General features: G+C 55.2%; 21 protein-coding genes. 8 read left to right on the forward strand and 13 right to left on the reverse strand.

The window, feature by feature from the left end:
• Positions 1–12: 12 nt before the first annotated feature.
• The gene (locus L3068_RS11840; RefSeq protein WP_117581702.1) at positions 13–774 is read left to right on the forward strand and encodes a DeoR/GlpR family DNA-binding transcription regulator; all 762 of its coding nucleotides are present in this window, start codon (positions 13–15) and stop codon (positions 772–774) included.
• 32 nt (positions 775–806) lie between these two features.
• On the opposite strand, the gene L3068_RS11845 is transcribed toward L3068_RS11840, so the two are convergent.
• A complete protein-coding gene (locus L3068_RS11845; protein ID WP_117581704.1) occupies positions 807–1,169 on the reverse strand; it encodes a TIR domain-containing protein in 363 nt (120 codons plus the stop codon).
• Between the two features lie 149 nt (positions 1,170–1,318).
• On the reverse strand, positions 1,319–1,762 hold the full coding sequence (locus L3068_RS11850) for a PACE efflux transporter (protein WP_045282114.1): 444 nt from the start codon (positions 1,760–1,762) through the stop codon (positions 1,319–1,321).
• A 382-nt stretch (positions 1,763–2,144) separates the two neighbouring features.
• Between L3068_RS11850 and L3068_RS11860 the strand changes: the two genes are divergently transcribed.
• On the forward strand, positions 2,145–2,714 hold the full coding sequence (locus L3068_RS11860; RefSeq protein WP_117581706.1) for a hypothetical protein: 570 nt from the start codon (positions 2,145–2,147) through the stop codon (positions 2,712–2,714).
• Positions 2,715–2,756: 42 nt separating this feature from the next.
• Here L3068_RS11860 and silA read toward each other — a convergent pair whose 3' ends face one another.
• The 4 genes from silA to L3068_RS11880 are packed head-to-tail and all read right to left on the reverse strand — an operon-like array spanning position 2,757 to position 8,925.
• On the reverse strand, positions 2,757–5,897 hold the full coding sequence (gene silA, locus L3068_RS11865) for a Cu(+)/Ag(+) efflux RND transporter permease subunit SilA (protein ID WP_117581708.1): 3,141 nt from the start codon (positions 5,895–5,897) through the stop codon (positions 2,757–2,759).
• A gap of 10 nt (positions 5,898–5,907) precedes the next feature.
• Positions 5,908–7,158: an efflux RND transporter periplasmic adaptor subunit gene (locus L3068_RS11870; RefSeq protein WP_117581711.1), complete on the reverse strand. Its 1,251-nt coding sequence runs from the start codon at positions 7,156–7,158 to the stop codon at positions 5,908–5,910.
• A gap of 11 nt (positions 7,159–7,169) precedes the next feature.
• Positions 7,170–7,511, reverse strand: coding sequence for a cation efflux system protein CusF (cusF, locus tag L3068_RS11875; protein ID WP_117581713.1), 342 nt, complete (start codon positions 7,509–7,511; stop codon positions 7,170–7,172).
• A gap of 28 nt (positions 7,512–7,539) precedes the next feature.
• A complete protein-coding gene (locus L3068_RS11880; RefSeq protein WP_117581715.1) occupies positions 7,540–8,925 on the reverse strand; it encodes an efflux transporter outer membrane subunit in 1,386 nt (461 codons plus the stop codon).
• A gap of 162 nt (positions 8,926–9,087) precedes the next feature.
• Here L3068_RS11880 and L3068_RS11885 point away from each other — a divergent pair, with 162 nt between their 5' ends.
• A complete protein-coding gene (locus L3068_RS11885; RefSeq protein ID WP_014883860.1) occupies positions 9,088–9,771 on the forward strand; it encodes a copper/silver response regulator transcription factor in 684 nt (227 codons plus the stop codon).
• The gene (locus L3068_RS11890; RefSeq protein ID WP_117581717.1) at positions 9,761–11,215 is read left to right on the forward strand and encodes a Cu(+)/Ag(+) sensor histidine kinase; all 1,455 of its coding nucleotides are present in this window, start codon (positions 9,761–9,763) and stop codon (positions 11,213–11,215) included. Before L3068_RS11885 ends, L3068_RS11890 begins: the two co-directional genes overlap by 11 nt.
• A gap of 4 nt (positions 11,216–11,219) precedes the next feature.
• On the opposite strand, the gene L3068_RS11895 is transcribed toward L3068_RS11890, so the two are convergent.
• The gene (locus tag L3068_RS11895) at positions 11,220–12,125 is read right to left on the reverse strand and encodes a LysR family transcriptional regulator (protein ID WP_063434521.1); all 906 of its coding nucleotides are present in this window, start codon (positions 12,123–12,125) and stop codon (positions 11,220–11,222) included.
• A 118-nt stretch (positions 12,126–12,243) separates the two neighbouring features.
• On the opposite strand from L3068_RS11895, the gene L3068_RS11900 reads away from it, so the two are divergent.
• The gene (locus tag L3068_RS11900) at positions 12,244–13,662 is read left to right on the forward strand and encodes an MFS transporter (RefSeq protein ID WP_117581719.1); all 1,419 of its coding nucleotides are present in this window, start codon (positions 12,244–12,246) and stop codon (positions 13,660–13,662) included.
• A 79-nt stretch (positions 13,663–13,741) separates the two neighbouring features.
• Here the strand turns inward: L3068_RS11900 and L3068_RS11905 are convergent, their stop codons facing one another.
• Genes L3068_RS11905 through L3068_RS11915 form a run of 3 tightly spaced genes read right to left on the reverse strand, consistent with a single transcriptional unit; the run spans position 13,742 to position 16,452 of the window.
• Positions 13,742–14,737, reverse strand: a complete 996-nt coding sequence (locus tag L3068_RS11905; RefSeq protein ID WP_117581721.1) for a DUF2891 domain-containing protein — start codon at positions 14,735–14,737, stop codon at positions 13,742–13,744.
• Positions 14,738–14,746: 9 nt separating this feature from the next.
• Positions 14,747–15,733 carry a DUF979 domain-containing protein gene (locus tag L3068_RS11910; RefSeq protein ID WP_023330441.1) on the reverse strand — a complete coding sequence of 329 codons (987 nt, stop codon included), beginning with the start codon at positions 15,731–15,733 and terminating at the stop codon, positions 14,747–14,749.
• A complete protein-coding gene (locus L3068_RS11915; protein ID WP_045134013.1) occupies positions 15,730–16,452 on the reverse strand; it encodes a DUF969 domain-containing protein in 723 nt (240 codons plus the stop codon). Before L3068_RS11915 ends, L3068_RS11910 begins: the two co-directional genes overlap by 4 nt.
• Before the next feature lie 198 nt (positions 16,453–16,650).
• Between L3068_RS11915 and L3068_RS11920 the strand changes: the two genes are divergently transcribed.
• Positions 16,651–17,196 (forward strand): winged helix DNA-binding protein, encoded by a 546-nt coding sequence (locus L3068_RS11920; protein WP_045134012.1) that lies wholly within the window; start codon positions 16,651–16,653, stop codon positions 17,194–17,196.
• Positions 17,197–17,198: 2 nt separating this feature from the next.
• Here L3068_RS11920 and glgX read toward each other — a convergent pair whose 3' ends face one another.
• From glgX to treZ, 3 genes are read right to left on the reverse strand one after another with little or no spacing between them, the layout of a single operon-like run.
• A complete protein-coding gene (gene glgX, locus L3068_RS11925; RefSeq protein WP_047344259.1) occupies positions 17,199–19,274 on the reverse strand; it encodes a glycogen debranching protein GlgX in 2,076 nt (691 codons plus the stop codon).
• A 15-nt stretch (positions 19,275–19,289) separates the two neighbouring features.
• Positions 19,290–21,758: a malto-oligosyltrehalose synthase gene (treY, locus tag L3068_RS11930; protein ID WP_117581723.1), complete on the reverse strand. Its 2,469-nt coding sequence runs from the start codon at positions 21,756–21,758 to the stop codon at positions 19,290–19,292.
• A complete protein-coding gene (treZ, locus tag L3068_RS11935; protein WP_023330444.1) occupies positions 21,755–23,542 on the reverse strand; it encodes a malto-oligosyltrehalose trehalohydrolase in 1,788 nt (595 codons plus the stop codon). Before treZ ends, treY begins: the two co-directional genes overlap by 4 nt.
• Before the next feature lie 132 nt (positions 23,543–23,674).
• Between treZ and L3068_RS11940 the strand changes: the two genes are divergently transcribed.
• The gene (locus L3068_RS11940; protein ID WP_023330445.1) at positions 23,675–24,202 is read left to right on the forward strand and encodes a GNAT family N-acetyltransferase; all 528 of its coding nucleotides are present in this window, start codon (positions 23,675–23,677) and stop codon (positions 24,200–24,202) included.
• Positions 24,203–24,262: 60 nt separating this feature from the next.
• Positions 24,263–25,249: an MBL fold metallo-hydrolase gene (locus L3068_RS11945; RefSeq protein ID WP_096218111.1), complete on the forward strand. Its 987-nt coding sequence runs from the start codon at positions 24,263–24,265 to the stop codon at positions 25,247–25,249.
• Positions 25,250–25,262 lie beyond the last annotated feature (13 nt).

The raw sequence follows: 25,262 nt of genomic DNA on the forward strand, positions 1-25,262 counted from the left end.
CAGGAATCCAGAATGCTCACCAGTCAGCGAAAACAATTGATACTTGAGAAGCTCGGCGCCGAAGGCCAGGTCCAGTCTAAAGCGCTCAGCATTCTCTTTGATGTCTCTGAGGACACCATCCGGCGTGATTTACGCGAGCTGGCGGCAGAAGGGCGTTTACAGCGTGTTCACGGCGGTGCGCTGCCGTCGTCTTCCGCTATTGTGCCTTTTGCAGAGCGTCAGTCCGTTAAAAAGGATGCCAAAAGAAAGGTAGCGCAGAAGGGCGCGCAGCTGATTTCTTCGGGCCAGGTAGTGATCATTGACGGTGGAACGACCACCTCTGAACTGATTACTTTCTTACCGCCTGATTTGCGTATTACCGTGGTGACGCACAGTCCGAGCATTGCTCTGGGGCTGGTTAATCATCCCGCTATTGAAGTGATTCTGATTGGCGGCCGTTTGTATAAACACTCGATTGTTGCAGTCGGCGCGGCGGCCATCGAAGGTATCGAAAACATTCATGCCGATCTGTTCTTTATGGGCGTGACCGGGATCCATCCGGAAGCAGGGTTGACCACGGGCGATTTCGAAGAGGCGTGCATCAAACGTGCATTTTCCGGCAGAGCGGCCGAGACGGTTGTTCTGGCTTCACCGGAAAAAATCAATACGGCGTCATCGTTTGTGATTGGGGACGTATCCTTAGCGAATACCCTTGTCGTCGAAGACGATACCGATCGTGGCTGGGTGCATACGCTATCCGAAAAAGGGGTATCGGTCGTACTGGCTTCTTCATAAGCCAGTCAGATGACTGACTGGCACGGTCATCGTTAAGCCTGAGGAATGCTCTCCAGCGTAGTATAAATCGTGAGACCAAGTTCCCTGGCCACATCAATGTCCATATCCGCCCCCTTAGACGCACCGGCAATCCGATAAATCGCATCGCATTTTGCGATGAGCCGGTGAGCTACGGGGTAAAGCATTGATTCTGCAATGTCATCTCCCAACGATGTCGAGCCCGCGGTCTTCGCCAGCGGCAGAGCCAGCCATTCACCAATGACCGGAACGTGACCACGCTGGTATACGGCTAATGCGGCGTTTTCGAGACGCGCAAGATTCTCATCAATGCGCGCCTGAAGGCCATCGGTGCCGCTTCGATAGGGGCCGGCAATTAAAATGAGCTGTTGTGTCATAGATACCTCTGTCAGTGTGATTGCATGAAGTTGCACGTTTGCAGACAATATCTTACGAGATTACCGCCGCGTTATGAAACGTTTTCGTGCATTTTCGTGCAAAAACATGCATGAAAAAGCATGTAATCACTTAGGCAGAAGGGCTATTGCTACGAAGCCGAACGCCTCCGTCCAACGAACATCCAACGCAGGTAATCGTATAGCCAGTTAAACAGCATTGTGTATGGCAGGAAAAACAGCACCAGTCCAATCTCAACGAAAAATGCCTCAGTGAGGGGTAAATCCAGCATAACCATCGCAACGGGGATTAAGGTGATGATCAGTCCTGTTTCAAAACCCACCGCATGGATAGCACGAACAAGGAAGGTTCGTTGAAAGCGGTATTTTTTCTGCAGCGAGTCAAAGAGTTTATTAAAAACAAAATTCCATGCCGTCGCGGTCAGTGCAGATATCACGGACAGCGAGCCAGACTGGAGTATCGAAACGTTCATCAACCAGGCAAGCGACAGCGCGATGATAACGTTAGCTATGACTTCAAAAATGACAGCATGGAAGATTCGTTCTTTAACGCTTTTATTTAATTCAATTTCCATTTGCTCAGGGCTGCGTTTTCCAAAAGCTGAAGTATATCAGGCATCGTTTAACTTTTTCTAAACATGCAGGATTGAAACTCTGAGCAAAAGCGGAAGGCACTGTGAGATGGTCAACGGAGACGCTTTCAGAGGGTATCAGCATTCAGGTCAACGTAGCCATGAAACGCCAGATTTCGCCTTACTTAATGCAAGTGCGCATAATGTATATTATGTTAAATTGAGTATGAGACCCGTAATGAAGCCAACAAAACCTTCATAGTTGCCTTCCCTTCTACTATCGCTTATCGAGATACTTATTAAAAAATGCCGTGATGCTCTTGAGCGGAATCTTTTCCATACGATCATATAAATCAACATGTGTGCCTAATCGCTGAGTATTCAAATGTTTAATGTTTTATCCCGTCGACTGCAACACTGTAACGAGGTGGCCGTCAACATAAACAATGCCGCCCCGACGCAGCTGCAACAGATCAAGATGCAGCTGGCCGAAGAAATGGGTAAGCCTGTAGGCCTACATACCATGGGTATTCCGGCGGCGGTCAGTACGCTCGGGGTGATTGTCAGTTTCGCCATTCCGCAGCTGTGGCTGGGTTACGGCATACTCACCGCACTCGACCAGCCAGCCGAGCGCGTATTCGTGTGGGTTGTGCTGGTCGCCCTGCTGTTCGCTGGCCTTAACGGTGTGACGATGTTTATGATTGGCAAAGGCAGCATGCGCGCTGTGCGGTTACATTTTACGCTGACGGTGATAAGCCTTTTGTTAACAGCAGCTTATCTGCTTGCCGCGCTGAGCGAGAGTACTTCTCCGGGCGTCAGTCTGACCGCGGCGCTAGTGAGTATCGTCATGTTACTGCTTAGCGGCAGCTGTATTCTTTCCACCGCCTTTTATAAGATGCTGCTGTTTACTCTGCATAACAGAGCCTGGCGCAAGCTTATCAGCCAGGCGCGTTAAGCATTCATCTCGTAAAAATCCCGCCATTACAGCGGGATTTTTTTATGGCTTTTTATGCCTGCGCAACCAAATCAACTTGTAAGCCGCTGGAATGATAAACAGCGATAACAGCGGCGCTGTGATCATCCCGCCGATCATAGGCGCCGCTATCCGGCTCATAACTTCCGAACCGGCACCAGTCCCCCAGAGTATTGGCAGCAGGCCCGCAATGATCACCGCGACGGTCATGGCCTTTGGCCGCACACGGAGCACGGCACCATGATAAAGTGCTTCATCAAGCCCTTGTTCTGTGAACGTTTCCCGATGGGACAGTTCCGGTTGCGCTTCAATGGCATGACGTAAATACATCAGCATAACGACCCCAAATTCCGCTGCGACCCCGGCCAGGGCGATAAATCCGGTTCCGGTTGCGACTGACATATGGAAACCCTGCCAGTAGAGAAACCATATTCCACCGACCAGGGCGAACGGCAGACTCATCAGGATCAGCATTGCTTCATCCACGCGACGGAACGCCAGGTACAGTAAAATGAAGATGATCATCACCGTCATCGGTACCATCAGTTTCAGCTTCTTATTGGCATGTTCGAGAAGCTCAAATTGTCCGGAGAAAGACACGCTGGTACCTGGCATCAGCTTCACGTTCTGACTGATGGCCGTCTTAATGTCGTTCACCACCGATACCATATCCCTGCCCCGTGCATCAATGTAAATCCAGCTGGCTGGCCGGGCATTCTCCGTTTTCAACATCGTGGGGCCGGAAACAACCTTAATATCAGCCACATCGCCCAGCGTGATCTGCTGTTTCATCGGCGTCAGGATAGGCATCTGTTTTAACGCATTCGGGCTGCTCCGGTAGTCCTGAGAATAACGAATATTGATCGGGTAGCGGGCGACGCCTTCCACCGTTTCACCTACCGTTGCGCCGCCAATGGCCGAAGAGACAAACAGCTGCACATCGCCCACCGTCATTCCGTAGCGGGCGGCTTTTTCCCGGTTAATATCCACATCAATGTAACGCCCGCCCTCCAGACGTTCCGCCAGAGCAGACACCACGCCGGGCACCGTTTTGGCGACCGCCTCGATGCGCTGCGCCGTGGCGTCGATATCAGACAGAACGGTACCGGACACTTTGATACCTATCGGGCTTTTGATCCCGGTGGAGAGCATATCAATGCGGTTACGAATAGGCGGAACCCACAGGTTAGCCAGGCCAGGCAAACGAACGGTGTTATCCAGTTCGTCAATAATCTTGTCAATCGTCATGCCGGGCCGCCACTGATCCTCTGGTTTGAGCTGAATCGTGGTTTCCACCATTTCAAGCGGTGCGGAATCCGTTGCCGTTTCTGCCTTACCTGTCTTGCCGAAAACAGACGCCACTTCAGGCACCGTTTTGATGAGTTTGTCCGTGGTTTGCAGGAGCGCAGCCGCTTCTGCCGGAGACACACCGGGCAAGGTCGAGGGCATATACAGCAGGTCGCCTTCGTTGATCTTCGGTAAAAACTCACCGCCAACCTGGCTCAGCGGCCAGATAACCGTGAAGATAGATAAGGCTGCAACCAACAGGGTGGCTTTTGGCCAGTGGAGAACCCTGATCAGCAGCGGATGATAGGCGTTAATCAGCAGTCGGTTCAGCGGGTTACTGTTCTCTGCGGGGATTTTTCCGCGGATCCAGAAGCCCATCAGGATGGGGATAACGATGATGGCGAGCATGGCCGCCCCCGCCATGGAGTACGTTTTCGTGAAGGCCAGTGGACCAAACAGTCGCCCTTCCTGTCCCTCAAGGGTAAAGATGGGAATAAACGATAAGGTGATGATCAGCAGGCTGATAAACAGTGCAGGCCCCACTTCCACAGAGGCATTGGTGATCACCTTCCAGCGGGTGGCGTTGTCGATCTGCTCTTCCGGATGCAGATGATCCCACTCTTCCAGCCGTTTGTGCGCGTTTTCAATCATCACAATGGCCGCATCCACCATCGCACCGACGGCAATGGCAATGCCCCCCAGCGACATGATGTTGGCGTTCAGTCCCTGAAAATGCATCACAATAAAGGCAATACACAGGCCGAGCGGCAGAGAGACAATCGCCACCAGTGCAGAGCGGACATGCCAGAGGAACAGCGCACAGACGATGGCCACCACGATAAATTCTTCAATCAGCTTGCCGCTCAGGTTATCGATAGCTCTGTCGATTAACTGGCTGCGATCGTAGGTCGTCACAATCTCGACGCCTTCCGGCAGGCTGGCCTTCAACGTTTCCAGCTTATCCTTCACCGCCGTAATGACTTCACGCGCATTTTTGCCCGAGCGCAGGATCACCACGCCACCCGCCACTTCCCCCTGCCCGTTCAGCTCAGCAATACCGCGGCGCATTTCCGGCCCCGTTTGTACGCGAGCAACATCGCGCAGGTAAATCGGGACACCGTTCTCACTGGTTTTCAGCACGATATTATTGAAATCGTCTATCGTCTGTAGGTAGCCGCTGGCCCGGACCATATACTCTGCTTCCGCCATTTCAACCGACGATCCCCCTGCTTCCTGGTTCGACGACGCAAGGGCCTGCTTAACCTCCGGCAGGCTTATGCCGTACTGGGCCAGTTTTAACGGATTGACCTGGATCTGATACTGCTTAACCACGCCGCCAACCGATGCCACTTCAGCCACGTTGGGGATGGTTTTTAACTCAAATTTCAGGAACCAGTCCTGCAATGAGCGCAATTCTGCGAGATCGTGCTTACCGGAACGATCGACCAGCGCATATTCAAATATCCAGCCCACCCCCGTGGCATCCGGGCCAATTTCTGAACTCACGCCAGCAGGCAGTTTGCCCTGAACCTGGTTCAGGTACTCCAGTACGCGCGACCGGGCCCAGTACAAATCAGTACCGTCTTCAAAAATGACATACACATACGAATCACCAAACTGAGAAAAACCGCGCACGGTTTTGGCACCGGGTACCGACAGCATGGTGGTAGTGAGCGGATAGGTCACCTGATTTTCAACTATCTGCGGGGCCTGGCCAGGATAGCTGGTTTTGATAATCACCTGAACGTCAGACAGGTCGGGCAAGGCATCGACCGGTGTGTTGATGATGGTCCATGCGCCCCAGATGCTAAGAAACAGCGCCCCCATCATCACCAGGAAACGGTTGGCGACGGACCGCCGGATAATCCATTCAATCATCATCATCCCCTTAATGACCTGAATGCGTGTTGTCTGCTGTTTCAGCGTGACGCATGCGCTCCAGCGCGCCGGTAATATTGGCCTCGGAGTCAATCAGGAACAGACCGCTAACCACCACCGTCTCCCCTTCGTTGAGGCCGGAACCAATACCGGACTGCTGCTGAGATTCATGCAGAACGTGGATCGGTTTCGGCACAAAACGCCCCTCTTCATCGACGGTAATCACGCGCTGTTCCTTTCCGGTATCAATAACGGCCTGGGACGGGATCAACAGCATCTCCGGACTTTGCGTATTCAGTTTGAGATACGCATTCATGCCCGGTTTCAGACGCTCGTCTTTGTTGGAGACCTGCAGGCGCACCTGCAGCGTACGGGTGCTGGGATCCACGCTCGGCAGAAGGTTCCATTTTTCAACCGGGAAGGATTTATCAGGGTAAGCGGGTACTGAAATCTCAAACTGCGACGTGTCTTTCAGCAGATAAGCAATAGACTCAGGAACCGCCGCGCCGATCCAGACCGGATCCATCCCCTGAATTTGAGCGACCACCTTATCTTTTGAAATATTCATGCCGGTGCGCAGGTCAAACGCCGTGATAACCCCGTCAATGGGAGCCTTGATGGTAAATCGGGTCTGGATAGTTCGGGTCGCCCGTAGCTTCTGAATATCTTCATCCGGCATCCCGGCCAGCCGAAGACGTTCAAGTACGCCTTTGATTTGCACAGGCGTTCCACCGGTACCGGATAACAGCAAAAACTCACTCTGCGCCTCTACCCAGTCCGGAATGGTGATATCAATCAGCGGCGTGCCTTTCCTGACATGGTCGCCGATCGTCAACGGGTATACTTTCTCAACGAAACCTTCCGCGCGCGCCTGCACAATAACAAACTGATAGTCGTTATAACTGACATTGGCTGGGATCGTCTGGCTATAATTCAGCGTTCCGCGAGTGACTTTTTGCGTTTTTAACCCCAGGCTCTGGACCTGGGTGGGGTCAATGCGTATTCCGGCACCGCTTTTATCATCATTTTCATCCGCATATTTTGGCACCAGATCCATATCCATAAACGGTGATTTGCCAAGTTTATCGAATTTAACGTCTGGCTTCATCGGGTCATACCAGAAAAGTACCTTTCTTTCAGAAACCTGATTTTCTGGTTTTGCAGAGGCGTGAATATGCTGCCATGCCGTGACGGATATCAGCCCTCCTGCAATAAGGCTGCTGACTATCATGGCAGCGTATTTTATTTTTAAAGATGCCATGCTACTTCTCGCTATTTAATGCTCTTCAGTAAAGAGATATTGCCCTGCTGGACAAACGAAAAATCAATGTGGCTACCGACTTTCAGGGCCGAAATACTCTCATCAGCCTGAAGAAAGGTGAAGCGCATCGTCATCGCGGGCCAGCCCACCGCTGGGATAGCATCATGGGCAATAGTGACTTTTTTACTCGTGAGATCAATATCCTTGATAATGCCGGTCCCCTTAATAATCTGCTCTGAGGTTCCTTCACTGGCAACATTCATTCCTGCGTGCTGATGAACCTCGGCCTGAAGGCTGGCAGAAAACATTACGGCGATCGCACCGAGGACAACGGTTTTAAGTGAATTACGCATTTTTACTTTCCTGTTTAATTAAATGAATTTATTCGACCCAACCGCCACCCAGTGCGGTGAAGAGCGTAATTTCATTCACCTGACGGGCATAAATAAGGTCGAGAAGAGTTTGCTGCGTGGAGAACAGAGTACGTTCTGCATCAAGCACTTCGATATAGCTCACCGCACCGCTGGAATATAACCCTCTGGCACGTTGCAGGGTAATATTTAGCGAATCAAGATACCGCTGCTGGGCATTAATTTGCTGGTTAATACTTTCCCGCAGCGCGAGCGCGTCAGCAACCTGTTTAAAGGCGGACTGAATTTTTTGTTCGTAATTCACAACCGACTGCTGCTGGCGAATTTCAGCCAGCTTCAGGTTGGCTTTATTTCTGCCTGCATTAAACAGGGGGATATCAATTTTAGGGATAAAATTCCACATCCCACTGCCCGTTGTGAAAAGGCTGGAGAGTTCCGTGCTGCCCGTTGAAAGTCCGCTGGTCAGTGAAATGGACGGGAAAAAGGCAGCACGTGCCGCACCGATATTCGCATCGGCCGCTTTAAGCTGATACTCCGCCTCCATAATATCCGGGCGCTGCAGCAGTATCGCTGATGAAAGATGAGGCGGCAGCCTGACCGGCGCAATATCGCTGGCGTTCATGCCGCTGTTGCCCGGCAGTGCGCGATACGTTCCGAGGACCAGCTGCAGGGCATTATTGGCCTGCGCCAGCTCACCCTCTCTTTTGGCTATCTCTGCCTGAGTGCTTTCAATCTGCCCCCGGGCCTGCTCCAGCGCCAGGACGTTTGTGCTGCCGGTCACCAGCTGTTGCTCAACGAACGCGTAAGACTGCTGGTAATTCTTCAGCGTCTCCTGCGCAATACGGCGTTGTTTATAGGCCAGCTGCTGGTTGAAATAGCTCTGCGACACGTTAGAGATGAGCAGAATATGCACCGCACGACGGGCTTCTTCGCTGGCAAAAAAGTTTTGTCTGTCAGCCTCGCTCATGTTCCTGAGCCTGCCGAAGAAATCGAGTTCATAGCTTACTGCAAGACCTGCGTCGTACTGCTGCGAGGCAGGTTTGTCACTTTTCAGACCGCCGCTATAGGTGATACTCGAGGAGGCATTCAGCTGAGGATAACGATCCGCATCCGTCACCGTGAACTGCGCCCGGGCTTCTTCAACCTTCAGGGCGGCCATTTTTAAATCGCGGTTGTTTTCCAGGGCTTCGCTGATCAGCCCAACGACCTGGGGGTCGACAAAAAAGTGACGCCAGCCGGTATCCTGATACCCCGCCACCGCAGGTGTCAGGCCATTTCGGGATAACGAAAACTGCTGGGGTACCGGTGACGCGGGTCGCTGGTACTCAGGCGCCAGCGAGACGCAGCCTGCCAGGAAAAATACCGTACTGATGCTAAGTCGTTTTAACAGGAACATAATGGTTCAAATGAAGTCCAGAGTATTTTTAGGGTCACTCTACTGAACGCATCCTGTTTGACGGGTGACAGGATAATGACAATGTTGTCATTTTTAACGTAAGTCATTGTTAACTGCCGCGAGCACAATAGAATGTCGTCAGCAGCCAGTCAGGGGAGCAAGATGAAAATACTGATCGTCGAAGACGAAATGAAAACCGGTGAATACCTCAGCAAAGGGCTGACTGAAGCGGGGTTTATCGTCGACCACGCTGACAATGGCCTCAACGGTTACCATCTCGCCATGACTGCGGAATACGATCTGCTGATTCTGGATATTATGCTTCCCGACGTGAACGGCTGGGATATTGTCCGCATGCTGCGTTCGGCCGGGAAAGGAATGCCCATACTGCTCCTCACGGCGCTCGGCACCATTGAACACCGGGTCAAAGGGCTTGAGCTGGGTGCGGATGATTATCTGATTAAGCCTTTTGCCTTTGCTGAACTTCTCGCCCGGGTAAGAACGCTGCTGAGGCGCGGAAATACGGTGATTGCGGAAAGCCAGCTTCAGGTGGCTGACCTGACGGTTGACCTCGTGTCGAGAAAAGTGAGCCGGGCGGGGAATCGCATCCTGTTAACCAGTAAGGAGTTCAGCCTGCTGGAGTTTTTCCTTCGTCATCAGGGAGAAGTGCTGCCCCGCTCCCTGATTGCCTCCCAGGTGTGGGACATGAACTTTGACAGCGATACGAACGCCATTGATGTGGCGGTAAAACGGCTTCGGGCAAAAATCGATAACGATTATGAACACAAGCTGATCCAGACGGTGCGCGGTGTGGGCTATATGCTGGAGGCGCCGGATGCGCATTAAGCCTTTCAGGCGCCCTTTTTCGCTGGCTCTTCGGCTGACCTTTTTTATCAGTCTCTCCACGATCCTGGCGTTTTTCGCCTTCACGTGGTTTATGGTGCATTCCGTTGAAAAGCATTTTGCTGAGCAGGACATCAGCGATCTGCAGCAAATCAGCACCGCGATGCACCGTATCCTACAGTCACCTGCCGAACCCGAGCGGAAGAAAATCAGTAAACTCAACGAGTCGATCGCCAGTTACCGCAACGTTGCCGTTCTGCTTGTGGATCCGCAGGGAAATACCCTGTTCAGCTCGGCACACGGGGCAGCATTACGCCCTGCGATGAATACACCGGATTTTAACGTGCACCGTCGCACCCAGGATGTCTTTCTGTGGACGGTGGAGGACTCTTCTGCTTCCATGCACGCGGGGCCCGACATGAAAATGGACACGTACCGGATTATTGCCTCGTCAGGCACGGCGACATTGCAGGGCAAATCGCAGGACTACGTGATGCTGATTGGCCTCTCCATTAATTTTCATCTGCACTACCTGGATGCCCTGAAGAAGAATCTCTTCGCGATTGCCGCGGCAATCAGTCTGCTGATTATTGTTGTCATTCGTATTGCGGTACGCCAGGGCCATCTGCCTCTGCGTAACGTCAGCACCGCCATTAAAAATATCACCTCAGAGAACCTCGACGCGCGACTTGAACCGTCCCGCGTGCCCGTTGAGCTGGAACAGCTGGTGATCTCTTTCAACCATATGATTGAAAAAATAGAAGATGTCTTTACCCGCCAGGCCAATTTTTCCGCCGATATCGCGCATGAGATCAGAACGCCTGTTACCAATCTGGTGACGCAAACGGAAATTGCGCTGAGCCAGAACCGTTCTCAGAAGGAGCTGGAAGATGTGCTGTATTCCAGCCTTGAAGAGTACAACCGAATGACCCGGATGGTCAGCGACATGCTGTTCCTGGCGCAGGCGGATAATAATCAGCTCATCCCGGACCGGGCGATCTTTGATTTGCGCGCTGAAGTCATGAAAGTGTTCGATTTCTTCGAAGCCTGGGCGGAAGAACGTAACGTCACGCTGAAATTTAACGGAATGCCCTGCCTGACAGAAGGCGATCCGCAGATGTTCAGAAGGGCGATTAACAATCTGTTATCCAATGCCCTGCGCTATACGCCGGAAGGAAAAGCTGTGACCGTCTCACTCAGAGAGCAGGAAAACAATGTTGAACTGGTGGTTGCCAACCCCGGCGCGCCGATCCCGGAAGAACATCTGCCAAGGCTGTTTGACCGCTTTTACCGGGTGGATCCATCAAGACAGCGTAAAGGCGAAGGCAGAGGCATCGGCCTTGCCATCGTGAAATCCATCGTCAGCGCCCATCACGGAAAAATCCGTGTGGAATCCGATGCGGTATCGACGCGCTTTATACTTTCCGTGCCGAAGAAAACCGTTTAAGCGGTCAGCGAACCGACCGACATACTTCAAGCACCTTCTCCCTGAGCCACCGGTGCGCGGGATCCTTTTCCATGCGCGGATGCCACATCTGTGAGACGGTAATGCTCCGGGTTTTAAACGGCAGTTCAAAGACGTGTACGCGTTCTGACATGGGCTGATTGAGCAAATACAGCGCCGGGACCATGGCAATCAGATCGGAGGCCAACGCCACGGATAACGCCGTCGGGAAACCGGGCACAACGCTGGCGACGTTACGTTTCATCCCGCGTTCCGCCAGCGCGTCATCGACAAACCCGTGCAACGATCCGTCGGGCGAGGCCACCACATGCCCCCAGGAGATATAATCCTGCAGGCTAACTGACGGTCGCGAAGCCAGTGGATGCCCCTGGCGCACTGCGCCAACAAACCTGTCCTGAAACAGCCGTTGCAGACGTATTTCAGGCCCCATATTGCTCTGCACGCCGATTTCCAGATCGACAAGCCCCTCTCGCAGATAGCGCGATGTTTTTTCAGGTTTCGGGGAGAAACGGATACAAACGTCGGGGGCAACACTCGCGACTGCGGCAATAAGCAGTGGCCCAAACGCCACCACAAAACCGTCGTTGGCTCTGATGGTGAACAGGCGCGCCAGATTCTCGACCTTCAGCGTATCGCTGGAGGGCTGGAGCACCGCCCTCGCCTCGTGTACGGCGTTGCGGGCGCGATCCCGTGTGGCTTCCGCCCAGGGGGTCAGCACCATCTGACGACCCGCCCGAACCAGAATAGGATCGCCGGTGACCTCCCGCAGCCTGCTCAGGGTTCGGCTCATGGCGGAGGTGCTCAGGTTTAAGCGTCGCGCCGCGCCCGCCACGCTGGCTTCGGCCAGCAGGACATCGAGCGCGACAAGCAGATTAAAGTCAGGATCGGTCACGAGGAATCCTCAGATAAGGCGTTATATGCAACGATTAAGTGCAAATGCTGCGTCTTCCGCCCTGTATACCTGATGATTATAGTTTCGTCATTACTATTCTTTTTCTGGAGTAACGACGATGACGCTATTTTCAAACCTGCCCGGCGATGAAGGTTTATCCGGGCATGAGCGCGCCCGGGTCCTGGCCGCCGTGATGACCACCACGCTGATGGGGGTCTTTGACGGAACGATGATCAACATCGCGCTCCCCTCCATGGCAAGCGCAATGCAGGTTCCTGCCAATGTTGCTGTCTGGTTCGCCAACGGTTATCAGCTGTCAGCGGCCATGACCCTCGCCATCTTTGCCGCGCTGGCGGCGCGCGTGGGCTATCGCCCGGTGTTTCTGGCCGGGCTTGCCACCTTTACGCTTACCTCTCTCGGCTGCGCGCTGGCGAAGACCCCGGATGTGCTGATCGGAATGCGTATTCTGCAGGGCATCGGCGGCGCGGCCACCCTGAGCATCGCCCCGGCAATCCTGCGATCCGTTTTCCCCGGCAGACTGCTTGGCCGCGTTCTGGGGCTGCACGCCCTACTTATCGCCTCCAGCACGGCCATAGCCCCGGTGCTGGGCGGAACGATTCTGAACGCGCTGAGCTGGCAGTGGCTGTTCGCCATTAACCTTATTCCAGGCTGCATCGCCCTGTTGCTGGCATGGCGCGCTTTACCGAAGGAATCAGCGGGTGATAAATCCTCCTTTGATGCGCCAGGCGCAGTGCTCTCCGCAACATTTCTGGGAGCCACGATCATGACGGCCAACAGTCTTCAGCGCGTCACGCAGCACATTCATCACGAAGCCATCGGCTGGGGACTTCTCGCGCTGATGAGCGCCCTCGCCTTTATCTGGCGGATTCGGCGGGCAAGTCACCCTTTATTGCCGCCCGTCATATTCAAAAACGGACGCTTTACCCTCGCTGCGCTAACCTCGCTGGCCTCGTTTGTGAGCCAGGGCATCACCTTTGTCGCGCTGCCGTTCCTGTTTCAGAGCGTGTATGGCTACAGTCCGGTGGTTTCTGCGCTGCTCTTTACCCCGTGGCCGATAGGTATTGTGCTGATTGCGCCGCACGCGGGGCGTTGGGCTGATACGATTTCCGCGCCGCTGATTTCGACCCTTGGGCTGATGATATTTGTCGGTGGGTTGGTTCTGCTGGCGACCCTGCCTGAAAGCCCATCCGTATGGAACATCTGCCTGCGCAGCCTGGTTTGCGGGATAGGGTTTGGCTGCTTCCAGAGCCCCAATAACCGGGAAATGCTCGCTAACGTGGCGCGAGACTATGCCAGCTATGCCTCCGGCGTGTTGTCTATCGTCAGGACATTCGGCCAGTGTCTCGGCGCCGCTACGGTGGGCGTGCTGCTGGCGGCAACACCCGGCCAAACCCTTGATGATCGGATCGTGCATGTTGCGCTGTGGATCGCCGTCATAGCCTCGACGGGCGCCGTGTTGTTTAGCGCGAGCAGGCTGCGCCCGGCGGCGCTACGCTTGCACGGGCCTACAAGATAATATGCAATATATTGATTTTAATGAACAATGTAGGCCGGGTAAGCGCAGCGCCACCCGGCAAGAAAGGCGTCTCGTTTATTTACTCCAGCGCCAGCAGCGCAAAGCTCGCCAGCCAGTGCCCGCCGCTGTAGTGGCTGCCGACAACATGCTCTACGCTTGCCATCAGGTGTTTCGCCACCGAATCACGCAGCGCCTGCTGCGCCGGATGGTTTGCGGGAAGCGCTTTTGCGATATGCTTCATACACCAGGCGCGGCTCAGGTTTAACCCGTCCAGATGGGCAATTTTCGGGTCGGTACGGTCACTCACTTGCGCCGGGTTAATCAGGGCTGCAACGGCGCCTACCTCCGGCAGAAACGCGTCGAACCAGGCCGGGAAGTCCTCTGCCACCTTGCTCATCAGCAACGCTTCTGTCAGCGCACCGGAAATATACTCATCACCGCCGGGCTCGTAGTGCGCCGGGTAGCGCGTGTCGGCGAGATAAAACCGTTCCGCTGATGCCAGAATAGCCTGCTCAAGCCCGCTGTCCCCCACTGTACGCGCATAGTCGAGCGCCAGCGCCAGAGCAAACGCCGTGTTGTAATGCGTCCCGACGCGGATCGGATAGGTGAGCTTGCCGAGGTAATCCACCAGACGATTGCGAATATCCTGCGTTAACGGTTCAAGCGTCTGATACCAGCCTGCGGCCTGCGGCAGTGAAGACTGTTTCAGTTCCTGGGCCAGCGCCAGCAGCCAGCCGTAGCCATACGGGCGCTCAAACGAGGCGCGGAACGGCGCAGTAAAATAGGCCAGTTCCTTAGCCACGTTCTCTTCGGTCAGATGCTCGTCGAATAGCGCGACGATTTCATCCCGGCACGGCAATTCGGGATAGAGACGCACGCAGCGCAGCAGCAACCAGTAGCCGTGCACGGCCGAGTGCCAGTCAAAACAGCCGTAGAAAATCGGGTGCAGTTCGCGAGGCGGCAGAACATCACCATCATCATTCAGCAGATGCATGATGTGGTTCGGGTATTCCTGGCGCAAATAGGTTAAAGGCATTCGGGCAAACGCGTCAGCCTGTTGTTGCGTTAATTCCATAACCACTCCTTAGCGAAAAACGAGGAAATACATTAAGAACACGTTCACCACCAGCAAGGTTAACGCGGTCGGGATCTGGATCTTGATCACCTGATATTTGTCTTTCAGCTCCAGCAGCGCGGCGGGCACGATATTGAAGTTCGCGGCCATCGGCGTCATCAGCGTGCCGCAATACCCTGCGTACATGCCAATCGCCAGCAGCGGCGCCGGGTTACCGTGATGCACGTTAATCAGGAACGGTAAGGCGATACCGGCACTCAATACCGGGAAAGCGGCAAAGGCGTTACCCATGATCATGGTAAACAGCGCCATCCCCACGCAGTAAATCACCACCAGCATGAAGCGGTTATCCGGGTTCACAAACAGGCTCACTACCTTTTGCACGGAGTCACCGGTATTGGCCGCCACGAATACCCCACCCAGCATGGCCAGCATCTGCGGCAGGATCACCGCCCAGCCGATGGTATCGACAAGACGGCGAGACTGGCGAATCGCGTGCAGCGGCGTGCCCTTCGTCAGCCACCAGCCGGTGAGGATCGCCGCGACGCAGGCCACGCACAGCGCCGCAAGGGTGAGCTGTTTCTGGTCGAGAAGATAAACGCCGCCAATCGACACGCCCTTCAGGAACAGCGTCCCGATAACCGTCACCACGGGGATCATCAGCGCGGGCAGGAACAGCCAGTTTTTGAGCCGGTTTGACGAGGCAACCCGTTCCTCGTCAGAGGCCATTTTGTAGTGCCCCTTTCCGACGAGACCAAAGCCCGCCAGCAGCGCGATAACAATAACGCTGCCGCCGATGATCCGGTACGCCAGCGATTTGCCGAGCTCCTGAACCATCAGATCACCGAACAGGAAAATCCCACCAAATAAAAACCAGAAAAGCGCGGTGGTGAAACGCTTCGGATTCGCACGATCGCGCAGGGTCATGACCACCAGCAACATTACGACGAAGCCAATCAGGTAGTACACGCGGTTAATGGTGATAAGCGTCATCATTGCGCGGCCCCCTGCGTTGCCTGCTCTGCACGCCAGGCCATCACGTCACGACGGATACTGGCATCCAGGCGCAGCAGGCGTGTCATATGAATAATCAATGCCGCAATGGCCGTCGGAATGGCCCACAGGCCGATATGCAGCGGTTCAATCCCCTGAATGCCGTTCTCTTTCAGGAACGCGTCAATCAGCAGCACTGCACCAAAGGCGATAAAAATGTCTTCCCCAAAGAAGACCGCGATATTGTCACACGCGGCGGCATGGGCTTTGATTTTGTCGCGGATATGCTGCGGCAGTTCACCATACTCGTTCAGAGCGGCCCCTTCCGCCATCGGCGCCAGCAGCGGGCGTACCGTCTGGGCATGCCCGCCCAGCGACATCAACCCTAACGCGGCCGTGCCTTCACGGGCGACAAAGTAGAGCATCAAAATGCGCGCCGAGGTAGCGCTGGCGATCTTCGCGACCCAGGCCTGGGCGCGCTCTTTTAGCCCGTAATATTCCAGCAGACCAATGACCGGCAGGATCAGAATGAAGGTCGCGAGCGATCGGCTATTGACGAACTTCTCGCCAAAGGTCTCAAGCAGCATGCCGAGATCCATACCGACCAGCAGACCCGTCGCCAGCCCCGCGACCACGACCACCAGTAGCGGGTTGAAGCGCAAAGCAAAACCAATAACCACGATCGGTATCCCGATCAGCGGCAACAGCGTAGAACCGTCCATAACGTTTACCCTATCGAAAGTGAGCGTTGCGCGCCGACGGCTATTTTTTTAATTTGCGGCGAGCGATGTTGTGTTTTCGTCAGGCTTTGCAAAACCTGCGCTAAAAAGCTATATCTGAACCTCAAAAACATGTAAACAATTTATCAATAAAATGTTCTTATTTTATCGATGAGTTTACATTTCTGACTAAGGAACGTTATGACCTCAGAAAAGCATGCTTCACCCCATCACGACGACATCAACGATGGCCGGATCGTCTCGTCCCGCCATCTGGTGTCCGAGCGCTGCGCGGAACTGTCAGAGCTGGAATACGCGCTGATCATGACCAGCAACGCGTTCAACAAATGGATGGTGCGCTGCATGACGGCTGCCGGCGAGCCCGATATGGGCGCCTTTGATGTCTCACTTCTGCACCATGTGAACCACCGCGATCGCAAGAAAAAGCTGGCTGATATCTGTTTTGTTCTCAACGTGGAAGATACGCATGTGGTGACTTATGCCCTGAAAAAGCTGGTTAAAGCAGGCTACGTGACAAGTGAGAAAGCGGGTAAAGAGCTCTTTTTCTCCACCACGGAGGAAGGGAAAGCGTTATGTATGAAATACCGCGACGTGCGGGAGGCGTGTCTGATCGCGATACATGCGGAGAGCGGCATTGCCGGAAAATCCATTGGCGAAACCGCGCAGCTGTTACGCACGATTTCCTCCCTGTACGACACCGCCGCCAGGGCGGCGGCATCACTGTAAACTCAGGGCCGTCGGAAAAGAGTAATGCTGCGTCCGGCCAGCTCGAATTCTACCGCTTCGGTGATCGCCTTCCCGGTCACGGCGTCATCGGCTGTAGACAGCTCCAGCACCCATCCTCCTTCACCAAACTGTGGGATCTGGAATGCCACGCTGCCTTCAAACGGGTTGAACAGCATGAGCACATCGTGCCAGATCCCCTCTTCCTGTTTGAGATCGGGCCTGCTGATGGACACCCCGAGCGTCGAGCCCTCATCCCACTGCTCTGCCTGCTGCGGACCGCCGCCGGCGTTAAACCAGCGGATCTCCAGCCCGTCGCGCCAGCTTTCACGACGCAATAACGGTTGCGCGGCACGAAGCGCAATCAAACGTCGGGTAAACTCGCGCAGCGCGGCGTCGTTCTCGGAGAGTCCTTTCCAGTCGATCCACGAGATCTCACTGTCCTGGCAGTAGCCGTTGTTGTTGCCCTTCTGCGTGCGGCCAAACTCATCGCCGGCCAGCAGCATTGGCGTACCATGGGAAAACAGCAGCGTGGTCAGGAAATTACGCTTCTGCCTTTCGCGGGTAGCAATAATATCCGGGTTCTCCGTCGGCCCTTCTTCGCCATAGTTGTATGAACGGTTATCGTTATGGCCATCATTATTGTCTTCCCCGTTGTCGGCGTTATGCTTCTCGTTGTACGACACCAGGTCATTCAGCGTAAAGCCGTCATGGGCGGTGATGAAATTAACGCTGGCCCAGGGGCGACGCCCGCGCAGATCGTACAAGTCACCGGATCCCAGCAGACGGGCGGCAAAGTCGTTAGAGACGTTATCCCCCTTCCAGTACTCGCGTACGGTGTCGCGGTATTTGTCGTTCCATTCACCCCAGCCTGGCGGAAAACCGCCCACCTGATAGCCGCCGGGGCCGATATCCCAGGGTTCACCAATCAGCTTCAGTCGGGATAAAACCGGATCCTGGGTCATGGCGTCGAAAAAGCCGCCGCGCGGATCAAACCCTTCCGGTTCGCGGCCCAGTATCGTTCCCAGGTCGAAACGGAAACCGTCAATATGCATCGACTCCGCCCAGTAGCGCAGCGAATCCATCACCATCTGCAGCACACGCGGGTGAGAGGTATTGACCGTGTTCCCCGTTCCGGTGTCGTTGATGTAATACCGGTGCTGGTCAGGCAGCGTGCGGTAATAACTGTAGTTATCAATGCCTTTAAACGAGAGCGTGGGGCCAAGCTCATTGCCTTCCGCCGTGTGGTTATACACCACGTCGAGAATCACTTCGATGCCCGCATCATGATAAGCGCGCACCATATCGCGAAAGCCCTGTATCCCCGCCGGGCCGAAGTAGCGCGACGCCGGCGCAAAAAAGCCCAGCGTGTTATAGCCCCAGAAGTTTTTCAGACCGCGGTCGAGAAGATGTTGATCGTCCGGGAACCAGTGAACCGGGAGCAGCTCAACCGAGGTGATGCCGAGACTTTTGATGTAGTCCACGGAGGCTTTATGCCCCATCCCCTCAAAGGTGCCGCGCAGTTCGGGAGGAATTGCCGGGTTCATCTGGGTAAACCCTTTTACGTGGCTTTCATACACCACGGTGTTCGGCCAGGGGATAGTGGGTCGGTTAGTGTCCTGCCAGTCACAGGCGTTCGGGTCGATAACCTTACATTTTGGCGTGAACGGGGCGCTGTCACGGGTATCAAAGCTCAAGTCTAATTCGTCATGCCCCAGCGCATAGCCGAAATGGGCCTCGTTCCAGTCGATATCACCCACCAGTTCGCGGGCATAGGGGTCGATAAGCAGTTTATGCGGGTTGAAGCGATGACCGTTTTCCGGGTCATAGGGGCCGTAGACGCGATAGCCGTAAAGCGCACCGGGCTTCAGATCCGGCACATAGCCGTGCCAGACTTCGTGGGTATATTCAGGAAGCTCGAGCCGGGCGATTTCCATTTTCCCGGAGGGGTCAAACAGACAGAGCTCCACCCGCTCAGCGTGAGCGGAGAACAGCGCGAAGTTGACCCCCTTCCCATCATAATTTGCACCCAACTGCTGGCCATGACCGGCCCGAATTTCAAACGTTGTATCCTTTGCCATTTTCGTTCTCCACGATTATTCGCAGGTAAGCAGAACCAGTACACATCCCTTTTCTGACGTTAAATCCAGCGTCTCTTGCAGCATGCGGCTTTCACCGCTGAACAGATCCCGATAGCGTTTTCCTGCCAGCGCCTCGGGTATCGCCACCGTGGTATTGCCCCACAGCGTGCGGTTATCGGTGACGCCAAAAACCAGTCGCGGCACGGCAACAATCAGCACCTCGCCGTCTTTCACTCGCGCATAGACAATCAGATGCTCCTCCCGCTCGCCGGACACTTTAAGCGGCAGCCAGTCGCCATAGCGAAACAGCCCGGGATAGTGTGGCCGCAGACGCAGGAGCGTAGCGGTGACAAACTGCTTCACCCTTCCGTCCTGCCAGCACGCCGGGTTTTCAAACATACCGGCATTCGCCACGCTGAGGTTTTGCACCAGCGTCGGAAAGTCCGGCTCGCGGCGGTTATCCGGATCGACAAGGCTAACGTTAAGCGCCTCGCTGCCCTGATAGATATCCGGCACGCCGGACGCCGTCAGCTTAATCACCGTCTGGCTGAGGCTGTTCATCAGTCCGGCGCGGATAAAGGGCCGCATGGACTCGCTGAAATCATGCAGAAACAGTGTGTTGTCCGGTGAAAGCAGGTGCCGGGCATAGCGCAGCACCACGCTCTCATAGCTCTCGTTGCTGTCGATCCAGTCGGTGCGCTGTTTCGCCTCGCGCAGCGCTTTTTCGAGGAAAGCGATAAAACGCGCCTCCAGCGAGGCAAGCCCGTCGGCGTCGTCCGGCGACAGCGTGGCGGGCCAGACGCCTGCCAGCGCCTGATAGATCATCCAGGTGTCGGCGGCGTTTGGCGCGGTACCGTCATTGAGAAACCGCACCTGGGTCTGGTTCATCTGGCGCCAGCGGGCCAGATTTTCGCCCCACTGTTCCGGGGCCTCCGTCAGGGTGTAAAGCCGGGCCCGGGCATCTTCCCCGCGCTTGGTATCGTGCGTGGAGGTGCCCAGCAGCGCATCGGGCTGACGGGCCAGACGAATGCGCATCTCCTGATGAAAGCGGGATAGCGAGAACGCGCGCGGCGTCGGGTCGGCGCCCACTTCATTAAGCGCCAGCTCCAGGTTATGACGAAAGAACAGCGTGTCTTCAACGGACTTCGCCATCAGCGGCCCGGTCAACTGCTGAAAGCGGGTTCTGAAAAGCGCGGCGGACTCGCGGCACTCTTCCGGCAAGTCGCCGGTAAGAATGCGGACTATCAGGCTCAGGGCGGCTTCGGATGTCTCTACGCTGGCGACCACGCGGTTAAGCAGCGCGACATCTGGCGGGGTTAACCCCTCCCGGGTGCCGTAGGTGCGGTACACCGGAAAGGCGATAAGCAGCTCGCGTAACGCGTGGCGAATATCATCGCGCTGCAGCGCAACGTCATTGCGGCGGGCCAGATCGTCTGCAAGATTAAGCAGCGTGGTGAACTCGCCCTCAAAATTACGGTCGGTCATCAGGCCTTTCGCATCGCGCAGTTCCGCGTGGCGATCGACCGTTACCCCCAGCGTCTCGTCGTGAATTTTTTCCAGACGCGACAGGTTATCGTCGTCGACCAGCACTTCCGCCAGCGAAGCGATAAATTCGTACCCGGTAGTACCGGAGACGGGCCACTCGGCGGGAAGCTGTTCTCCTTTAGCGAGAATTTTCTCGACCGTGATATAACAGTCCGGTCCGGTTGCCTGCCGCAGGCGCTGCAGATAGCCCAGCGGATCGGCCAGACCGTCGATATGGTCGATCCGCAGACCGTCCACCACACCCGCGTGAACCAGTTCAAGGATGAGGCGATGCGTATCGTCGAATACCGCGTCATCTTCAACCCGCACGCCCACCAGACCGGTAATCTCAAAGAAACGTCGCCACGAAAGCTGTTTCGGCGCTTCCCGCCAGGACATCAATCGCCAGCTTTGTGCTTCGTGCAGTTCTGCAAGGCTCTTATCCTCGCTGAACGTGCCCGGGTTGAGCGGATATGCGGTGTCATAATAGATCAGAGCGGCTTTGTTTGTGACCGGGTCACGTTTTAAAGTAATGGCCCCCTTCTCCAGCTCCGCCTCAAAGGTGTCCCCGAGAAACGGCAGCGTCAGCGGGCGAGACCCGTCGATATCGAAATAGCGGAAATAGCGGCTCTGCTGTCCGTACTCAATCACGTCCCGCCACCAGGTGTTTTCCAGAGAAGTCGACATATGGTTAGGGACAATATCCAGTATCAGCCCCATGCCGGCCTGCTTAAGCCCCGCGGACATGCGGTCGAAACCTTCGCGTCCGCCGATCGCAGGGTCTATTTCATTCGGGTTGGTGACGTCATAGCCGTGCGTGGAATCCGTTGTGGCAGTAAACACCGGGGAGGCATAAAGGTGGCTGATGCCGAGGTCTTTCAGATAGGGTACCAGCGCGACAACGCGATCGAAGGTCATGCCATTACGGAACTGTATACGGTACGTGGCGGAAGGGATCATAACGATGCTTCTCCATCAGCAAAGCGAACGACAATACTGTTCGGCGGCAAAATGTCGGTTACCTCCGGCCAGGCGAAGCGCGTCTCCCCCGGGAGAGCGGGCGGTTTGACAGATTTATTGCCGATATTGAGCGCCAGCGAAAGCGTTCCGGACGGGAAGCGCCAGCTTACGGCCACCATACCGGGTGCCGTCCCGATCACCTTGCCCTCGACGCGACTTCCCTCATGCAGAAGCGGAACGATATAACGATGACGCAGCGTAAGCAGATGGCGCGTGAAGCGGAGCCACGTTTTGCCGTCGTCGGTGGCAATTTTATTCCAGTCAAGCTTTGAGCGGACAAAGGTGTTCACGTCATTCGGGTCCGGGACAGCGTCATCGTGCCCGGCATGGCCAGTAAACTCTTTTGCGCGCCCTTCCCGCACCGCGTCGGCCAGATCGCCGTGAAAATCGGTGAAGAACAGGAACGGATGTGATTCACCAAACTCCTCGCCCATAAACAGCAGCGGGATATGGGGGGAAAGCAGTAGTGCAGCAAGCAGCACACGGGTTTTATTGGCACCTGCGAGGGTGATAAGCCGCTCACCATGGGCGCGATTCCCGGTCTGATCGTGGTTCTGAATAAAATCAACGAAGAACTGCGGTGGCTGCGTGTGACACTCCACCCCGCGGGACTGGCCGGTTTGCAGCGAAACCTCGCCCTGGTAGACAAACCCTTCTGCCAGCGCCCGGGCGAATTTTTTCTCTGGTTCAAACGCAAAATCCTGGTAGTACGCGTGCGTCTCACCGGTGGCAAACACGTGAGCCGCGTTGTGGAAATCATCATTCCACTCAGCGGTAAACAGCGGCGTATTGCCGTGCTCATCACGCGGATGCAGGAAAATGACGTTGCGGCTGTCTTCCGTGGTCAGGTGAACATGACGGTTCGGGATCGCCTCACGGATCTTCTCTGCAATTTCCTGGAGAATATGCGTCTTCGAGCTGTCTTTAATCTGGTCGATGGCATCAAAACGCAGGCCGTCCAGGCGGTACTCGGTCAGCCAGTAGAGCGGCGCATCGGTAATGTAATGTCTTACCGGCTCGCGCTCGTAGGCGATTCCGTTGCCCCAGGGCGTCATCCGCTCAGCATCGAAAAAGGCAGGCGACAGCAACGGGAGATAGTTGCCTTCCGGGCCGAAGTGGTTGAGTACGATATCCAGCACCACGGAAAGCCCAAGACCGTGCGCGGCATCGATTAACGCGTGGAAATCCTCTGGCGTACCGTATGCGGCGTGCGGAGCATAAAGCAACACACCGTCATACCCCCAGCCGCGGGATCCGCCAAACTGAGACACGGGCATAACTTCAAGCTGGGTTATACCCAGTTCTGCCAGATAAGGGAGTTTTTCAATCGCGGCTCGGAAGGTCCCCTCCGGGGTAAACGTGCCAATGTGAAGTTCATAGATAACCGTCTCTTCCCACGGCCGCCCTGACCAGTCCCGGTTAACCGGCTGATAACGTCGGGGATCAATAACGATGGAGGGGCCGTTAACGTCTCTCGCCTGTGCGCGAGACGCGGGATCGGGCACCGTCATGCCGTCCTGCAGGACAAACTGATACTCTGTGCCGTGCGTAACGCCCGGAACGTCTGCCTGAAACCAACCGTTACCCACTGCCGTCATCGGCACGTCGGTGACGGCCAGACGTAGCGTCAGCGCTTTCTGTCCTTCTGCCCAGACGCGAAAACGTACAACGTCATCGGAAATAAACTCAGCACCCCACTGCTTTTGAAATGTCCTGAATTCCATTCATTGTCCTCGAATGACCCACATTTTACGCGGAACGAAGTACAAGCTTAGTTCAGGATTAAAAGTGTGTTGGCCCAGCGGATTTAACCGCTTCGTCTATTCTTTATGAACTCACTCACTACCGGGAATATTATGCAGATTCGAAAAGGATTAAATACCGACCTCGTACGCCTCGAATGTTGTGACTTCTCTTTCACCGTTAACCACATTGCACGAGAGCCTTTTCTCCATTGTGATTTGCATATTGAAGCTATCGCCGAGCCCTGGATAAAAACCTACGAGCTCGATATCCAGACACTTGAAAATCATTGTGTTAACCCGGACGCCATATTTCTTGTCGCAGAAACGGACGAGGGTGAAATAGCCGGCTTTATTACTGCATCAATTGGCTGGAATAAGTTTATCTCGGTGGATTACATAGCCGTAGATCGTACGAAACGCAGAACCGGCGCAGCACAAAAATTGATGGCCGCCGCGCACGTGTGGGCGCGAAGCGTAAACGCGCCGGGACTGCGGCTTGAAACCCAAAATGTGAACGTCTCGGCCTGTCTGTTTTACCGAAACTACGGTTTCACCCTGGGCGGATACGACCGTTATCTGTACAACGCTTTACCGGAAAAAGACGAAGTTGCCCTGTTCTGGTATTACATGCTGGTGTAGCGGAAACTCGCTGCTCTACGGCCGCTATGAGTAAGATGAGCACTTTCAAAGGAGACGCGTATGCTTACCATGAAAAAACTTGCTCTTTCCACGCTGATGTCCAGTTCACTGCTTTTCTACCCTGTGCTGCAGGCTTCGGCAGAAACGCCCCAGCACGTCGTTAAACAACCGGCGGGCGGTTACCGCGTGCAGGTCGGCGATGTCATTGTCACGTCTTTTACCGACGGAACCGTCGCGCAGGATCTGCATAAGCTGCTGCGCCGGACAACGCCGCAAAAGATTGATGCGCTGCTCGCGAAAAATTTCCAGACCAACCCGGCCGAGGTCTCCATTAACGCGTTCCTGATTGCGATCCCCGGACATAAAATTCTGGTGGATACCGGCTCGGGCCAGCTCTTTGGTCCTGATGCGGGTGGACGCCTGGTTGAAAGCCTCGCCGCGCAGGGGGTTAAACCCGAGGACATTACTGAAGTCCTGCTGACCCACGCCCACTCCGATCACGCGGGCGGTCTGGTCAAAGACGGCAAGGTGGTATTCAGCAACGCACGCGTTTTCGTTGGCAAACCCGACGTCGACTTTTTCTTTAACGACGATAATCAAAAGAAAACCGGCTACGGCAAGAACTACTTTGACGTCGCGCAGAAGACCTTAAAGCCCTATCTTGACGCCGGTAAAGTGGTGCCTTTTAGCGGCACGGCTGAGATTCTTCCGGGGCTGACCGGCACGGTTCATCCCGGCCATACGCCGGGTTCAGCCTTCTACACGCTGACAAGCAAAGGCGAGAAGATCACCTTTGTCGGCGACATCATTCATGCCGGGGCGGTCCAGTTCCCGCAGCCTGGTGTGACCATCACCTACGATGAAGATCAGAACAAAGCGGCAAGCGTGCGCGAACAGGCGTTTGCGGACTTTGTGAAAAACAGAGACCTGATTGCCGCGCCCCATCTGCCGTTCCCGGGTATCGGCTATGTCACCAAAGGTGAAAACGGTGGCTATGCCTGGGTTCCCGTTACCTATACCAACCGGGACGCCAGCAGCGTGAAATAAGCGGATGACGCCG

Origin of the sequence: Enterobacter cloacae complex sp. ECL414 (assembly GCF_021869685.1) — a bacterium.
GTDB classification, from domain to species: domain Bacteria; phylum Pseudomonadota; class Gammaproteobacteria; order Enterobacterales; family Enterobacteriaceae; genus Enterobacter; species Enterobacter kobei.